13 protein-coding genes and 1 pseudogene are annotated in these 16,264 nt (G+C 37.0%); 6 read left to right on the plus strand and 8 right to left on the minus strand.

Going from position 1 to position 16,264, the window contains the following annotated elements; genetic code table 11:
* Window positions 1-193: 193 nt before the first annotated feature.
* The gene (scrK, locus tag D7I45_RS00545; protein WP_120783855.1) at window positions 194-1,078 is read right to left on the minus strand and encodes a fructokinase ScrK; all 885 of its coding nucleotides are present in this window, start codon (window positions 1,076-1,078) and stop codon (window positions 194-196) included.
* Between the two features lie 267 nt (window positions 1,079-1,345).
* On the opposite strand from scrK, the gene D7I45_RS00550 reads away from it, so the two are divergent.
* Together D7I45_RS00550 and D7I45_RS00555 are read left to right on the plus strand one after the other, a co-directional pair.
* A complete protein-coding gene (locus tag D7I45_RS00550; protein WP_120783856.1) occupies window positions 1,346-1,732 on the plus strand; it encodes a fluoride efflux transporter FluC in 387 nt (128 codons plus the stop codon).
* Window positions 1,725-2,075 carry a fluoride efflux transporter FluC gene (locus D7I45_RS00555; protein ID WP_120783857.1) on the plus strand — a complete coding sequence of 117 codons (351 nt, stop codon included), beginning with the start codon at window positions 1,725-1,727 and terminating at the stop codon, window positions 2,073-2,075. Before D7I45_RS00550 ends, D7I45_RS00555 begins: the two co-directional genes overlap by 8 nt.
* A 34-nt stretch (window positions 2,076-2,109) precedes the next feature.
* On the opposite strand, the gene D7I45_RS00560 is transcribed toward D7I45_RS00555, so the two are convergent.
* The 6 genes and pseudogenes from D7I45_RS00560 to D7I45_RS00580 all read right to left on the minus strand — a co-directional run bounded on the left by D7I45_RS00560 (window position 2,110) and on the right by D7I45_RS00580 (window position 6,554).
* On the minus strand, window positions 2,110-2,478 hold the full coding sequence (locus D7I45_RS00560; protein WP_120783858.1) for a hypothetical protein: 369 nt from the start codon (window positions 2,476-2,478) through the stop codon (window positions 2,110-2,112).
* A gap of 61 nt (window positions 2,479-2,539) precedes the next feature.
* Window positions 2,540-3,340, minus strand: coding sequence for an ABC transporter permease (locus D7I45_RS00565; protein WP_120783859.1), 801 nt, complete (start codon window positions 3,338-3,340; stop codon window positions 2,540-2,542).
* On the minus strand, window positions 3,330-3,554 hold the full coding sequence (locus tag D7I45_RS06235) for a P-loop NTPase family protein (RefSeq protein ID WP_242446928.1): 225 nt from the start codon (window positions 3,552-3,554) through the stop codon (window positions 3,330-3,332). The genes D7I45_RS00565 and D7I45_RS06235 overlap by 11 nt, the downstream gene beginning before the upstream one ends.
* A gap of 21 nt (window positions 3,555-3,575) precedes the next feature.
* A pseudogene (locus tag D7I45_RS06240) lies at window positions 3,576-4,037 on the minus strand (ATP-binding cassette domain-containing protein); the annotation flags it as partial.
* A 94-nt stretch (window positions 4,038-4,131) separates the two neighbouring features.
* On the minus strand, window positions 4,132-5,442 hold the full coding sequence (locus D7I45_RS00575; protein ID WP_120783860.1) for an NCS2 family permease: 1,311 nt from the start codon (window positions 5,440-5,442) through the stop codon (window positions 4,132-4,134).
* 179 nt (window positions 5,443-5,621) lie between these two features.
* Complete coding sequence (locus D7I45_RS00580) at window positions 5,622-6,554, minus strand: aldo/keto reductase (protein WP_120783861.1); 933 nt, start codon at window positions 6,552-6,554, stop codon at window positions 5,622-5,624.
* 199 nt (window positions 6,555-6,753) lie between these two features.
* Here D7I45_RS00580 and D7I45_RS00585 point away from each other — a divergent pair, with 199 nt between their 5' ends.
* Both D7I45_RS00585 and D7I45_RS00590 read left to right on the plus strand, forming a co-directional pair.
* A complete protein-coding gene (locus tag D7I45_RS00585) occupies window positions 6,754-7,308 on the plus strand; it encodes an SDR family oxidoreductase (RefSeq protein WP_120783862.1) in 555 nt (184 codons plus the stop codon).
* Between the two features lie 13 nt (window positions 7,309-7,321).
* Window positions 7,322-7,678 (plus strand): hypothetical protein, encoded by a 357-nt coding sequence (locus D7I45_RS00590; RefSeq protein ID WP_120783863.1) that lies wholly within the window; start codon window positions 7,322-7,324, stop codon window positions 7,676-7,678.
* A gap of 90 nt (window positions 7,679-7,768) precedes the next feature.
* Here D7I45_RS00590 and D7I45_RS00595 read toward each other — a convergent pair whose 3' ends face one another.
* Window positions 7,769-8,575: a manganese catalase gene (locus tag D7I45_RS00595; protein WP_120783864.1), complete on the minus strand. Its 807-nt coding sequence runs from the start codon at window positions 8,573-8,575 to the stop codon at window positions 7,769-7,771.
* 349 nt (window positions 8,576-8,924) lie between these two features.
* Here D7I45_RS00595 and D7I45_RS00600 point away from each other — a divergent pair, with 349 nt between their 5' ends.
* The gene (locus D7I45_RS00600; RefSeq protein ID WP_120783865.1) at window positions 8,925-12,494 is read left to right on the plus strand and encodes a PD-(D/E)XK nuclease family protein; all 3,570 of its coding nucleotides are present in this window, start codon (window positions 8,925-8,927) and stop codon (window positions 12,492-12,494) included.
* A complete protein-coding gene (gene addA / locus D7I45_RS00605) occupies window positions 12,494-16,225 on the plus strand; it encodes a helicase-exonuclease AddAB subunit AddA (RefSeq protein WP_120783866.1) in 3,732 nt (1,243 codons plus the stop codon). Before D7I45_RS00600 ends, addA begins: the two co-directional genes overlap by 1 nt.
* Window positions 16,226-16,264: the final 39 nt, after the last annotated feature.

The raw sequence follows: 16,264 nt of genomic DNA on the forward strand, positions 1-16,264 counted from the left end.
TCACAAACTTACATGTATTATAATAACTCATTTTGTTAAAAATGAAAGCGTTTTGACGAAATTTAATAAAAATAAATCTTTTTATAAATAAAAAAATAGCGCTAAAAGTTGCCATGACAACTTTTAACGCTAAAGAAAAGTTTTTAACTTTTTTAGAGTTTAAATTATAAGTTTAGTTTGTGCGAAACTGAACTTAAGCAATTTCATGTTTAACTAAAGCGGCACCTAAGGCAAAGTTACCGTAAGTAGCTGAACCGTTGTCGCTTAGGGTAGGAGTACAAATATATGAATCTAAATCTTTGATTTCAATGTATCCATTTAATTGTTTAGCAAACTCAAATCTGACTTTCTTGAGAAAATCTTCACTAACTACTCCACCACCAAAAATAATCTTTTCGGGACGGAAAGTAAGGGTAGCTTGTAGGGCAGCTTGAGCTACATAATAAGCCATGATATCCCAAACATGGTTAGTTAAAGGAACTTCAGGACCCGGTTTACCTAAACGAGCTTCAAAAGTAGGGCCGGAAACTAGTCCTTCTAGACAATCTTTGTGGTAAGGACAAATACCGTCAAAGTCTAAATCGTCTTCATGACGCTTCAACTTAACGTGTCCTAATTCAGGGTGACCTTCGTCACCAACGAATTGACCATTCATAATGATACCGGCACCTACTCCAGTACCGATAGTGTAGTAAACTAATGAGCTTACGCGTTGTCCTCTGCTCTTTAATTTAATGTATTCACCAAAAACAGATCCATTAACATCGGTAGTCCAGTACATTGGAACGTCAAAGTTTTCTTTCATAGTGCCTAAAAAGTTAACATTTGACCAACCATACTTGGGTGTATCGGTAATGTATCCGTATTGAGGTGAGTCTTTTCTAATTTGGATGGGACCAAATGATGAAATGCTTAAAGCAGATAAGTCTTTGAATTGCTTGAAGAATTCAATAGTCTTACTGAAAGTTTCATCAGGTGTTGTGGTAGGAATGACAGTGCTGTCTACAACGTTGAAGTCACTATCGCCTACAGCACAAACAAATTTGGTGCCACCGGCCTCAATGCTTCCCAGTAACATAGCTATTATTGCTCCTTATTCATAGTTATTTTTTCAGTTTTAATTCTTAATTATCTTTATTTCGTATTTAATGTTTTATTTTTAATTATTTTTAAGTAATATTGTTAATTATTTATCTAAATAGAGTCCCTAAGAGGATACTCTTTTTCAATGATAAGTTTTTACCACCCAAATGTCAAAGCAAAAATACAAATTGGTATAGTAAAAAATTTAATTGTGATAATATTAAAGGATAATTAGGATTTTTAAGAGAGGAAGTCGTCTAAATTGCGCAGAATATTTTACATATTTTTATTGGGATTTATAGGCGGAGCTATGCGCGGATATTTTACAGCCTTAGCTGGACCCAATCATTTCGCCGCAACGGTTGCCATTAACCTAATCGGCGCTTTTGTCTTAGCGTTTATTACGGGTGCCTTACCATATTTAATCGAATTATCGGATGATCTAACGATCGGACTAAGTGTAGGTCTAGTAGGTGGGTTTACCACTTTTTCAACTTTTTCTTATGATAGCGTTAATTTATTATTAAATCATAAAATTGGTCTAGGTCTTTTCTATATATTAATTAGTTTAATCGGTGGATTGCTCATGGCTGAACTAGGTACCCATCTAGGTCATCGATTTGAAAAAGGAGTAGATAATAATGATTAAGACGGTTTTAATTGTGGGCCTAGGGGCTGCCATCGGTTCACTTATTCGTTTTGGAGTAACTAATGGTTTAAAGCAAATCTTTCACAAAACAGCTTTTCCCGCAGCTACCTTTTTCATTAACATTTCCGGATCATTTTTATTGGGATTAGTAAACGGGCAGTTGCCTAAAAATGCCTTTACGTTGGCTTTCTTCGTAGCCGTTCTAGGTGGCTACACCACTTTTTCTACTTATATGAATGAAACGGTGCAATTAAGTACGCAAAAGAAAATATTAGCAATGATTTATTATATAGTTAGTGCACTTTTGGGAATTTTAGCTGCATTAATTGGATATGTAATCTAAAAAAGAACGCTAAAGTAAAACTTTAGCGCTCTTTTTATTTGGGCATTAAGTTGTAGTCGATTTGTTTAATAATAATGGATAATAAACCGGTTAAAATAACGGCTACTAATAAGATGAGAGTAGCAGCATGCATTGCAAATAAGATGATACCTAAAATCAATAACACGATAAAAACGACTATTTCTTGTTTTATAGAGACGCGTTTTATATAGGTAGAAATAATTTGTGCCAATAAAATGATTAAGAATAAAATTTCTAGAAAAATTAAAAAGGTTAATGCGAAGCTAAATCCGTTGTTATCTATGGATTGCGCATCGCCGGCAATGCCAATGCCGATAAAAACCATTTGTTCTATGCCGATTAACGTAGCTATTACTTTAAATATTATAGAAACTATTTTCAAAATTACTCTCCTAACGTAGTTCAATATATTTACCGTAACAGATTTACGTATACCTTCCAAATTATCTTTCTGATAGGGTTAATTGCATGCGATTTAAAATAATTTGCGTAATTATGATCATTGCGATAGTGATTTCCACGCCGATGCTGATGCTGACGATATCAAAATTTCCGTAAGCAATACTTCTTAGTGCCTTTAATTGATAAGTTAGAGGATTGATACTGGTTAATGCTTGCAATATCCAAGGTGCATGGTGTGGTAACGCATATAGCGTAGGTGCCGCGTAAGAAATGGGTGTGAAAATAAGCGTCATAATTAAATCACGTTTTTCATACGTAGCAATTTTAGTGCTTAATAAAATACCTAACGATGACCAAAATTCTAAAATAATTAGTCCTAAAAGTAACGCCATGAAGTAATAAAACACGTTATAAATACCACCTGATAGCACGCCTAAAATAAACAGAATAATACCTTGAAAAATAAAGCCGATGGAAGGAAAGAAACTCATACCAGTTAGGTAATGCCACGGTTGCACGCCGTTTAAAAATTTAATAGCTAATAAACCATACTGTTTATCTACGGTGGCGCGATACATGGCTTGCGACATTTGCGTGGTCATAAAGAAAGCCAAAATTCCGATTAATGCGTATTGATTATATGCAATTTTATGACCGAAATAATTAATAGAGGAAATATTAGTGCTCAAAGCTAAAACCAATAAGCCGTATAACATAATAGGTTGCATTACCATAGATACCAGTAAACCTTTGTTGGTTTTAAAGGCTCGCCATTCGTTATTGGCGACGATTAAAATGGCTTTTAAACCTAATGAGTGGTGCCTAAATGTGCTAGGATTCACGCTTATCACGCTCCTTTAAGTAGGTGTCTCTTAGGCTCGCGTCAGCAGTGAATTCTTTTAGCGACCCGAAGAAAATTTGTTGATGTTGATCAATGAATAAAACTTTATCTACATATTCATCTAATAAAGTTAAATCATGCGATGAAGCAATAACTAAATGACCCGTGGCTGCCCGATTTTTTAAATATTGAAATAGCTGTTCGGCCGATTCCACATCTAAACCGGTAGTAGGTTCATCTAGAATGTAAATATGTGGTTGGCGGGCAATTTCCCGCGCAATTTGAACGCGTTGCTGTTGTCCGCCGGATAGATGATCTACGGGACTGTCTAATAAATTTTCAATATCTAATAATTTAGCTGCCTGTTTTACTAATGCATTAGCTTTATGGAAACTAAATCCGGCTAATAGAGGGCCTTGTAAAATGTTATCGAAAACCGTAGTGTACCAGTCGATAATCTGGGTTTGCGGACTGAATCCGGTGATTCTAAAGGGATTTTTAGCATCGAAATCCGACCAATGAATTTAGCCTTGTATTACTGGCAATATTCCGATTAACGAATTCAATAAAGTGGATTTACCGGCACCGTTGGGACCGATGAGAGCGATAAAATCACCATTTTGTACGGAAAAATTTAAATCATTAACAATAATTTGCTGGTCGTAGCCAATACTGGCATGCGTTACTTTTAGTGGCATAGGTCATCTCCTAAACTATTGGGATGATAGGATTTTACCACGTAAATAGAAAAAAGCTCTTAGTTTAACACTAAGAGCTTGGTTTTTATTTAATTTAGTTATTTAGTAACCAGAAGAAGATTACGAAGACTACCGCTAAAATATACATTAAAGGATGTACATCTTTACCACGTTTAGCGGCTAGCATAGAGATAGGATAAATCACAAATCCTAATGCGATACCGTCGGAAATACTGTAAGAAAGAGGCATTCCTAAAACAATGATAAAGGATGGTGCGGCAATTTCGAACTTATCCCAATGAATATCTTTTAGAGAATTTGCCATTAAGATACCAATGATAATTAAGGCAGGTGCAGTAACTTGATCGGTGATAACGCCCAATAGTGGGGAGAAGAAAGTTCCTAGGATAAATAAAATACCAGTAATAATAGCTGTGAATCCGGAACGACCACCCACGGCGATACCTGCAGAAGATTCTACGAAAGCACCCATTGGAGAAGCACCTAGTAGTGAACCACCTACAGTAGTTAAGGAATCAGCACCTAACGCACGACCGATACGAGGAATCTTGTTGTCGCGAATCAAACCTGCTTGTTTAGCAAGACCTACTAGAGTACCCGTGGTATCAAAGAAGGTTACTAATAAGAAAGTGAAAACGACAATCCATAATTGCACGCTGTTGATTTCGCCGATGTGAGAAACACCAGCTAGAAATACGGGTTTGATACTTGGAATTCCGGCTACGATGTGAGAAGGTAGCGCAATTAAATGAGTGCACATACCTAAGATAGTAGTAGCAACCATACTAATGAAGATGGCGGCAGGAACGCGGGCACTCATTAAAACGACGGCCACGAATAAACCGAAAATAGTTAACCAAGTACTACCTACGTGAAATGATCCTAAAGTAACTAAAGTACTTTTATCAGCGACGATTAAACCACCTTGATTTAATCCTAGAAAAGCAATGAATAAACCGATACCACCAGCGATGGCACTTTTTAGATCGCTAGGGATGGCATCAATGATAACTTCTCTAATTTTAAAAGCAGTTAAAACTAAGAAAATAAGTGAAGCAATCAAAGTTCCGGCTAAAGCCGTTTGCCAAGGCACGTGCATGCCGATACATACGGAGTAAGCGAAGAACGCATTCATTCCTAAACTAGTGGATAATGCGATGGGATAGTTGGCAATGACACCCATTAAGAAACAACCTAGGGCAGTGGCTAAAGCAGTGGCAGTAAATGCGGCTCCTTTGTCCATGCCGGAAGCACTCATAACGTTGGGGTTAACGAATAATATGTAAACCATCGAAACGAAAGTGGTTAAACCAGCTAAACATTCGGTACGATAATTGGTACCTAATTCATCAAAATGAAAATAACGGGCAATTCCCTTTAACATAAAACATTCTCCTTTAATGTTCGTATTTTTGATATCTCACGATTATATATTACCACAATTTTCGATAAAGTCTACTAAAAGACGAACGATATAAACAAAAAATACGCAAAAATTGGTTTTTCGTAATAAAAAAGCCCCTATATCCGATTAATTACCGAATATAGAGGCTAAAAACTTAACTATAGATTTTTGAATTCATTATCGATTTGAGCGTATTCTTCATCACTTAGAGAAACGTTCATAGCTTTGGCATTGCTTTGTACTTGTTCAGGCTTCTTAGCACCAGGAATAACTACAGTAATGTCAGGGTTCTTCATGTACCAAGCTAATACTAATTGAGCAATAGTAGCATCATGCTTGTCAGCTAATGGCTTTAGACCGTTAACTTTCTTAACGATGTTTGCAAAACGTTCGCCAGAAAAGTCAGGGTTACCATGTCTGATATCATCTTCTGGGAAGTCTACTACTTCTGAGTACTTACCAGTTAATAAACCAGAAGCTAATGGGAAGAATGGTACGAATGAAATGTTGTTTTCTCTTAAGTAGTCGAACATTTCGTTTTCGGCGTCACGGTGTAATAGACTGTATTGATCTTCAACTACATCTACGTAGCCGTCTTTGTTGGCTTCTTTGATTTGGTCTAATGAGAAGTTAGAAACTCCGATAGCCTTAATCTTGCCTTCTTCTTTTAGTTCATGTAAAGCAGCTACCGCTTCATCCTTAGGAGTTTGGTCGTCAGGGAAGTGGATGTAGAAAATATCAATGTAGTCAGTTTGTAGACGTTTTAGAGCATCTTCTACGGCTTGTTTTAAGAATTGTGGGTTATTATTAATAGTTACATCGCCATTGCTAGTGTCTTGTGCAGCTTTAGTAGCAATTACGAACTTACTACGGTCGTAGCCTTGAATAGCTTTACCGATTAATTCTTCGGAATGACCCATACCGTATGCAAAGGCAGTATCTAATAAAGTGATACCACTGTCTAAAGCAGTTTTGACGATTTGAATACCAGTTTCATCGTTTAAATTAGGGAATAGGTTGTTACCACCTACCGCGTTAGTACCTAAACCAAGTGAGGTAGATTCAACATTTGATTTACCAATTTTTACCATATTAATGGCCTCCTTAATTATTCATTTGTCATACTAATAATAACACCACAATAAAACAAAACCTACCCTAAAGAAAGTCATGAAGTGTTATTCGTCGGTTTGGGTACCTGGATATGAACAATAATGATGAATTTTAAATTATTAGACGTTAACTTAGTGATTAATATTTGATAAAATTAAGGTGGTAAGGAGGGTTACAATGAAGAAAGTCTTAATGATTGGCAATCGTCATCATTTAGCGGATAAAACCGCTGCGCAATTAGGCCCACAATATGAAACACAAATTTTAGATAATATAAAATTTGATGATGCTAAAAATTATGTGGATGCGCTCGCCGATGTAGAAGTTATTTACACATTTTTAGGTCCTTGGGATGTGGACTTAGCGATGGAAGCCATCGTAGAAGCACTAGATCAAGTTAATCCCTCTTTGCAACAATTTGTTATGTTATCTACTGCCGGCATTGATAATGAATTACTGGGAACGGTAGTTTATCCCGGAGTGGAAAATAACAAAGAGTATTTGAATCAACAAAGATATGCGGCCAAATTGGTGGATGAATATGAAATCCCTTATACTATCTTGCGTCCGGTTCGTATCGTAGACGATTCCGTAGGTAAACTAGAAGTCATCGACGAAGGTGAAAACATGGACTACGGCGAAGTTAGCGCGGACAGTGTTGCCAAGATAGCTGCACAAGTAGTAGAATATCAACAATTCGTTAATCAATCAGTTGGATTGATTGAAAGATAAGAGGTGCAAAAACATGGCGTTAAAATTAAACAAGCAACAATTACAACAAATTAAACAACAATTAACTGCTACCCAAAAAGATTCTCATTTAGTTATTTTCAAGAGTGTGTCACCCGAATCCGGTGGTACTATTCATATGATTACTAACTACGGAACTTTTGAAGCCTTACAAAAACAACGTCCTGAATTAAAGATGGAAATTGTAAGAGATATCGTACCAGTTACTGATAGTTTGGCTTACTGGGCAGTGGCTCAAGATACTGCTGCACATTTGAAACCCGGTGATCCTAAGGCTTCTGAAGTGGCTTTACAAGTTGAAAAGTACACTAATGATGTATTAGAAGATAATAAATTACCTCGTAATCACTAATATGTTTCATGTGAAACAAAGAACCGATTAACTATTGTTAATCGGTTCTTTTTAGTTAGTATTTAAATTTATTGAAGACTAAAGTCTAAATTAACCTTGGTCGTTGTGTAGACGTGGGTCAGCTGGCTTAGTCTTAGGAATGCCACCCATAGCTTCTGGGTTTTCTTGGTAAGTGAATTTCTTACCATCTTTAGCAACTTGTCCTTCAAAGGCACGTGAACCTTCACCATCAGAGAAGTTCATTAGAACGTGGGTGAATTCATCATGTTCAATGTCGCCCATGTTACCAGGAACAATTACACCATATTTTTCTTCCAATTCTTCTTGTGCTTTCATGAATTGTAGTTGATGTTGAGTTTCTCTAGCTAATAGGAACTTCAACATATCACGAACACCTTCGTCATCAGTCATGTCGTATAGACGGCTAACTTGTAGACGAGCTTGTGATTCACGAACTACGTTAAAACGCATGTCAGCAACTAAGTTACCACTGGAAGTTACGTAACCGGCGTTCCAAGCAGCACCGTTAGGGTTGTTTAGACCGGCAGTTAAACCGTGAACTAAAGCATGTTCTGGATCCATACCAGATAGTAATGCTGCCTTAGAAGGGTCTTTCTTCATTTCTTCAGCAGTCATAGTAGTTGGGGCACCTTCTAATAGGTAACCAATCATAGTAGAAATCATTTCCACGTGACCGATTTCTTCAGTACCAGTGTCTAATAATAGGTCTTTGTACTTTTCGTCACCAGTGGATGACCAGCCTTGTGATAGGTATGACATCATACCAGTAGTTTCACCCCATTGGCCACCTAGAGCTTCTTGGAGACGGCGTGCCATAATTGGATCTGGACGATCTGGCTTAGCGTTGTATTGTAACTTACGAGTGTGTTTGAACATAAAAAATTCCCACTTTCCTTAATGCTAGGCGAATTGAAACGGATCCATATTAATCTCAAGTAGAGATATCCCAATAATATAAAACGATTCATTTCCCATACATAATTATTATAATTTTCGAAACATAAGCATAATTAATTACTTAATATCTCGTGTACGATTTAATATACCACAACATATATTTTCCACCTACTATTATTACTCGAAAAATTTAAACTTTTTTCTAAAAGAGAGGATAAAACATTGCCATGAATGGGTTTTATCGTTTGAAAAAAATTTGGATAATTTTTAAAACTACGAGCCATATTATATAATTAGGATATTAAATAACGGAAAAAGGGGTACGGCAATGTCACTGCAATTTATTTTAGGAACTGCCAGTTATGATCATGAACAAGTCATCATGGACGATTTACATCAACAAATAGCGCAACGCCCGGATGACCAGTTCTTTTACTTGGTTCCTAACCATATTAAGTTTGAATCTGAAGTCCAAGCTTTAAAGAAATTAAACGTTAATAATGAAAAAATTTATGCCGAAAGTAAATTTCAAACTTTCTCCATTACCCGACTAGTTTGGTATTACATGAAGAATCATCCTACATATCAATTAACTCGTTTGAGTGAATCGGGAATTAATATGTTGATTTATCAAATTATTTTAGATCATCAAGATGAACTTACTGTCTTTCGTGGTGAAGGGGGACAACCCGGCTTCATTCAAAAATTATCGCAACAAATCGCCGAAATGCAGGCTGGCCAAATTACTGCAGATGATTTAGCAAATATTTTAGATAAACAAGATAACTTAAATGCGGGTCTAAAAGATAAAATGCATGATTTCATCATTATCTATCGTGCATTCGAAGCCCAAACACAAGACAAATATTTATATAAATCTGATGTTTTAAACCTATTTTGTAAATATGTAGCAGAAGGAAATTTAGACTTATCAAAAAGTCATTTCTACTTTAATGGTTTTAACCAATTTACTGCGCAAGAAGCTAAATTAGTGGAACTATTAATCCAACAAGCTGCCAGTGTAACCATTGCGCTTAACTTAGACCGTAAATACCCTAATGAATTACCCGAAAAACCTAATTTATTTTTCCAATCTGCTAAATGGTATTACCGTTTCTATAACTTAGCTCGTGCTAACCAAATTCCGGTATTAGTCGATCAAATGGCTAAACAACAACGTGTCAGCGATGACTTATTACGTTTGGATAAATATTGGCAACAATCTATTAAATTAGGCAAAATCGACGACAGTACTTTAGATGATAAACATAGTATTGAAGTCATTCGTGCCGATAATCCATTTTCTGAAGTAGAAAATATTGCGGTAAAAATCCGTCAAATGGTAGCGCACGGTGGCTATCGTTACTCGGATTTTCTAGTGTTAACTCGTCATCTAGACCGTTATCAAAACGTTTTAGCGCCAGTATTTAACTTATTAGATATTCCGGCTTTCAACGACGTTACTAAATCCATGGAAGATCATCCATTAGTAGAATTAATTAATGCGCTATTTAGCATGGATGAAGGTAGTCGTAAGTATCAATACTTAGACGTGATGCGTTTACTAAAAACGGAATTAATGATTCCTAAAGACGAAGACGGCAACTATTTAGATATTCAAGATTACCGTCGCTACGTAGCGCTAACCGAAAACTTAGTATTGAAAAACGGTTATGAAGGTAATCGTTGGTTACAAAAAGAAGATTGGCAATATGCTTGGTTATCCGAAAGTGATTTTGGTACGCAAGTCGACCGTGTAAAAGAAATTACCGAAGAAATTAATGTCATCAGACATTTTATTAGAGATAATTTCCCACCATTCTTCGCTAAAATGAAGAAAGCTAAAAACGGTGCGCAAGCTGCACAAATTCTATACGAATTTTTAGTAAATATGGGTGTAGTGGACCAATTAAAGAGTTGGCGTGACCAATCCATCGATGCAGAAAAATTAGTGGATGCCGCACAACCCGAACAAGTTTGGCAAACTTTCTGTAATTTATTAGATGATTATGTATCTATTTTAGGAGAACGTGAATTTAACTTAGATGATTTCATTACGCTTTTGCAAAGTGGTTTCTCTGGAGCTACTTATTCACAAATTCCTTCTACTTTAGACCAAGTGGCTATTTCCGAAAGTGGAATTGTACAAATGAACAATCGCAAAGTGGTCTTTATGATGGGAGCTACCGACGAAGTAATGCCCGATAAAATTACCAACGAAGCGTTGTTTAGTGACGCGGACCGTGATGATTTAGCGGATTCCTTCGATGATGACCAATATCTACGTGATACTGCCGAAAATCAAATGGCCAACGACCCATTCTTAAACTACTTAGCCTTTCTAGTAGGTAGTGAAAAATTAATTTTCTCCTATAGTTTAGGGGACAACGACGAATCTTCCGTACAAATTTCACCTTATGTAGCTAGAATTGCTAAACATTTTGACTTATCAGTACAACACATCAATAGTGTGCCAGCTGCCGACAGTGACCAAGTGCAAAAATATGTAGGAACTTACCGTTCTACTCTTCGTCACTTAGTCCAAGCTAGTCAAAATAGTAAGGAAACGCAACAAGATTTAACTCCGGCATGGCGCTACATTTACACTAAATTAGATCAACATCCTAGTTATCGTGATTTAGCTAATAAATTATTGGGTGGCCTAGATTACAACAACACACCTACCCAATTAATGCCGGAAATCGTTACCGGATTATATGGAAATAAAATTAATACTTCCATTTCTAAATTGGAACAATTTTACAGTAACCCTTACGAATATTTCTTACGTTATGGTTTGAAACTAAAAGAACGTGATGTCTTCGATTTATCACCCGCAAGTACCGGGCAGTTCTACCATGAATCTATGGATTACTTGATGCGTACTATCAACGAAGAACACGTCGATATTGCCAGTTTAGACAATCAAGCTATGAATGAATTAGTCGATACAGTAGTAAGTAAAATGCTAGAAGATCCTAACGATTTTCAATACGCTATTTTACAAAGTTCCAGCCGTATGAATTACATTAAAAACCAATTGGTTAAGACAGTTAAACATACGTTATCGACCATTCAAAAACAAAGCCAATACACACCTATGCGTGCTAGAAAGACGGAAATTTCCTTTGGACAAGTGGGTAGAAAGAACGACTTAAAACCACTTACTTTCCAATTACCTAAATCCGCGCAATTAACCACCGCTAAATTAATTAACGTGCGTGGTCGAATTGACCGTGTGGACTCCATGGATGTGGATGGTAAGAACTATCTAGGTATCGTGGATTACAAATCTAGTGATCGTCATTTGGACTTCTCTAGAGTATATGACGGAACTTCGATGCAAATGATGACTTACATTGATGTGTTAGCGCACAACTTAGGCATCATGGATGAAGAAGACAAGGCAGCATTAGCCGGTGCTGTTTACATGCACATTTTCAATCCTAAATATGCTAGAAAAGATATCCGCACTTCCTTTGAAGATACTATTTTGAAGAAACAAAAGTACCAAGGAATTTTAGTCGACGATGGGGAATTATTAAATAAAATTGATAAGAAAATTGCCGACGATAAATACGGTTCATCGCTAGTTTACCCACTACAAAAGAAAAAGAGTGGAGGCTTTTACAAGAGCAGTCCTATCGTAAAACCCGAGGACCTCGATTTATTGCTAGCGCATAACGAAGATTTGATTAAACAAGCCGGGATGAAGATATTTACCGGAAATGTGGATATGCAACCCGCTCGTTTCGGACAAAATCAAGATGCTATGCAATTCACACCATACCGTTCCATTATGCAATTTGATCCATTGCTAAATGAAAATAATTATCGTGACGTACCGAAGTATGATTTAGCGGAAGTACTTAAAAAACTAAGGGGGGATAATCAATAATGCAATATACTAAACCACAAGAAGAAGCGGTTACTGAAAAATTTGACCGCAACGTGTTAGTTTCAGCTTCTGCCGGTTCCGGTAAAACCCGTGTCTTGGTAGATCGTGTAATTAATAAATTAATTCGTGACCAAGTAAATATTGATGAAATGTTGATTGTAACCTTTACTAAGGCGGCCGCTAAAGAAATGCGTGACCGTATTCAAACTGCGTTACATGAACAATTAGACCAAACTAAGGATGCTAGTAAAAAGGCCTTCTTAGTGCGTCAATTGCGCCGTTTACCGGTAGCTGATATTTCTACGATGGATTCATTCTGTCAAAAAATCGTGCAAAATTATTACTATATTATTGATTTAGACCCTAACTTCCGTTTATTAGCAGATGCTACCGAAAGCCAAATGTTAAAAGAACAAGTTTGGGATGCCGTACGAGAAGATTTGTATGCCAACGATAAAGATGGTCAATTTGCGCAATTAACCGAAAACTTCTCGGATGACCGTTCTGACGATGGTTTAACCGACTTAGTTTTTCGAATTTATGACTACGCAAACGTTAACCGCGACCCTGTCGATTGGTTGAAAAAGACCACACGTATTTATGAAGTCGGCGAGGAAGGTTTAACTAAGAGTGATTTTTATCAAAAACAATTACTACCTTTCATTAAAAACGATGTGCAACAACAACGGTTAGCATTTAATTCCGCTAAACAAATTGCTGACGACAATATGATGGAAAAAGAATCCGCTGCTTTGCAATTAGATGTAGAGCAAATGGATGACTTAATGGCGTCATTAGATACGCAAAGTTGGGATGACATTCGCGAAGCCTTCACTTCTGCGAAATTCAAAACTTTCCCTCGTACCAACAAAGATTATGATGACGTTATGAAGGGATTACACGACCGTATCAAGGATATTCGTGATACTGCCAAGAAGGCATTCCAAAAGATTCCGGGTAGATACTTTGGTTTAGACGAAGCCGATAACTTAAAAGTCATGCAAGCTTCTAAGCAATTAATTGAAAAGTTAATTCAAGTGGTTTTGACCTTCAGTGATAGCTATCAACAAGCTAAATTAAAACGTCACTGTCTAGAATTTATCGACGTGGAACATTATGCTTACCAAATTTTGGCAGGTAATAGTGAACAATCTCACGCTGTGCGTGATAATTTACAACGCCAATATAACGAAATCATGGTGGATGAATACCAAGATAATAACCGTCTACAAGACGCTATCTTATCTACTTTGGCACATCCTGACCACGGTAATATGTTCATGGTGGGAGACGTTAAGCAATCCATTTATCGTTTCCGTTTAGCCGACCCATCCATGTTTATTGATCGTATGGAAGATACCGAAAATGAACATACCATTGTTTTACCGGATAACTTCCGTTCGGCAGCTAACATTGATGATTTCATTAACTTAATCTTTACTCAAACTATGGATAAACAAGTGGGTGAAATTAACTATACTGGTGACGCTAAATTAAAAGCGGGGGCTAAATACCCTGATGATTTACAAGCCAACGTCGATGTAATGGTTTACGAAAGTAAAGACGATGATGACGCCGATGAAACTATGGATGAACAATTCCAAGTACAAGATAGTGCGCATGGCCAAGTGGAAATGATTGCACAAAAAATCGACGAAATGGTTAATAAAAAGATGCCGGTATTTGATCGTAAAGCCGGTGAAATGCGTCCGGTAAAATACTCTGATATCGCCATTATTTCCGCTACTAGAAATAATAATTTAATCATTTCAGATATCTTTGGTGCGCATAATATTCCCGTATTAATTAACGGGGCACAAAGTTACTTTAAGACCACCGAAATTCAAATCATGATGGCTATGTTATCCATCATTGATAACCCTTACCAAGATATTCCATTAGTAGCGGTATTGCGTTCACCTATGGTAGGGCTAGATGAAAACCAACTAGCTTACCTACGTATTAATTCCAAGATGGGTGATTACTTCAACGCCGTTTTACATTTCTACCATCATTATGATGAAATGCAACATTCCGAATTTAGTGACCAAGTCTTTAACCGTGTGCAAACCTTTATGCACCAACTACAACATTTCCGTGATGTGGCACAACAACACGAAATTGTAGATTTAATCTGGGATATTTATGAAACGACTGGTTTTCTAGATTATGTAGGAGGAATGCCTGCCGGAAAACAACGTCAGGCCAACTTACATGCACTATATGAACGTGCCTTTGATTATGAACAAACTAGTTTTAAAGGATTATTCCAGTTCGTTCGCTTCGTTCGTCGTATGCAAGAACGTAATGAAGACTTAGATGAAGCTAATGCGGATGACAACGACGACGCAGTTTCCGTAATGACTATTCACGGAAGTAAGGGACTAGAATTTCCCGTAGTCTTCTTAATGGATGCTTCCCATGGTTTCAACCAACAAGATACGAAGAAATCTTACGTGTTAAATGATCGACTAGGGCTAGGGATTACTTATACCGACCCCGAAACTCGCATTAAAGAAGATTCTCTACAACGTCAAGTGGTTACTGCTATTGAAAACCAAGGACTATTAGCCGAAGAAATGCGTAAATTATACGTAGCCTTAACTCGTGCGGAACAACAACTATTTATCGTGGGCGCTACCAAGGCTTCTAACGACCGCACTAAGGTGTTGGATGCGTGGAATAAAGCTGCCCACGGTAACGATAGATTAGTGGATGCAGCGCTACGTAGTGGGGCCAAGAATTATCTAGATTGGATTGGACCTGCATTGGTACGTCATCCAAGATTTAGAGATAAATTTGGGGATGACACCGACTCCACCGTATTAGATGATGATAATACCCAATTTGACGTTGAATTTATCAATGCTAACGATTTATCTAAGCACGCCGTTACTGGTGATAACGCAACTAGTGCTAAATGGTTGGATAATTTAGTAAGCAGTGCCAAAAAGTTAGTGCCTAAAGATATTAACGTAGATGATATTAACCAAGTTATGGATTATGTATATCCTAATGACGTGGCTACGCATACTACTGCTTATCAATCCGTTTCCGAAATTAAACGTTTATTCGAAGATCCGGATAATCTACAATTAGGTAACTACGATGATAAATGGCAAGAAAATAAACAAAGCAGTCGTTATGTAAATAATGACTTTAGTACACCTAAATTCATGCAATCAGTAAGTCAACCTATGCCTACTGATATCGGTATTGCAACTCACTTGTTGCTACAAGAAATTGACCTAGACACTGCGCCTACAGCCGATACTGTAAATGACTTGTTGCAACGTCTAGTAGCTGATCAAGTGATTACGCCGGAAGTAGCTAAGAAGATTAATACTGCTGAAGTAGCCCGCGTCTTCGAAAGCCCATTAGGTAAGATGATGCTAGAACATACCGATGCACTTCGTCGTGAAGCACCATTCTCTATGTTAATGGATGCCAACTTAGTCTTTAATGGCTTCGCTGCCGATGCACAAGAAAAAATCCTAGTGCACGGAATTATTGACGGCTACATTGAATTAGCAGATAAAGTAATTCTATTTGATTACAAGACTGACTATGTTCCATGGCCGGGTAATGATGAACAAGCACAAAAGATTGTCGATAAATACCGGGGTCAAATTAATCTATACGCCACCGCGTTGGAAAATATTTTGCATAAACCGGTAGTAGGCAAATACTTATACTTGTTGTCTATTAATCGTTTAGAAAAAGTTGAATAATAAAATGAAAAAGCCCGTATACTTGCTGAAAAATGCACT

Source organism: Apilactobacillus bombintestini, assembly GCF_003627035.1.
GTDB classification, from domain to species: domain Bacteria; phylum Bacillota; class Bacilli; order Lactobacillales; family Lactobacillaceae; genus Apilactobacillus; species Apilactobacillus bombintestini.

Bases quoted from the DNA above. Each gene is read 5' to 3' on its own strand.
- scrK (WP_120783855.1), bottom strand. From the start codon at position 1,078: ATGTTACTGGGAAGCATTGAGGCCGGTGGCACCAAATTTGTTTGTGCT.
- D7I45_RS00555 (WP_120783857.1), top strand. From the start codon at position 1,725: ATGATTAAGACGGTTTTAATTGTGGGCCTAGGGGCTGCCATCGGTTCA.
- D7I45_RS00575 (WP_120783860.1), bottom strand. From the start codon at position 5,442: ATGTTAAAGGGAATTGCCCGTTATTTTCATTTTGATGAATTAGGTACC.
- D7I45_RS00580 (WP_120783861.1), bottom strand. From the start codon at position 6,554: ATGGTAAAAATTGGTAAATCAAATGTTGAATCTACCTCACTTGGTTTA.
- D7I45_RS00585 (WP_120783862.1), top strand. From the start codon at position 6,754: ATGAAGAAAGTCTTAATGATTGGCAATCGTCATCATTTAGCGGATAAA.
- D7I45_RS00590 (WP_120783863.1), top strand. From the start codon at position 7,322: ATGGCGTTAAAATTAAACAAGCAACAATTACAACAAATTAAACAACAA.
- D7I45_RS00595 (WP_120783864.1), bottom strand. From the start codon at position 8,575: ATGTTCAAACACACTCGTAAGTTACAATACAACGCTAAGCCAGATCGT.
- D7I45_RS00600 (WP_120783865.1), top strand. From the start codon at position 8,925: ATGTCACTGCAATTTATTTTAGGAACTGCCAGTTATGATCATGAACAA.
- addA (WP_120783866.1), top strand. From the start codon at position 12,494: ATGCAATATACTAAACCACAAGAAGAAGCGGTTACTGAAAAATTTGAC.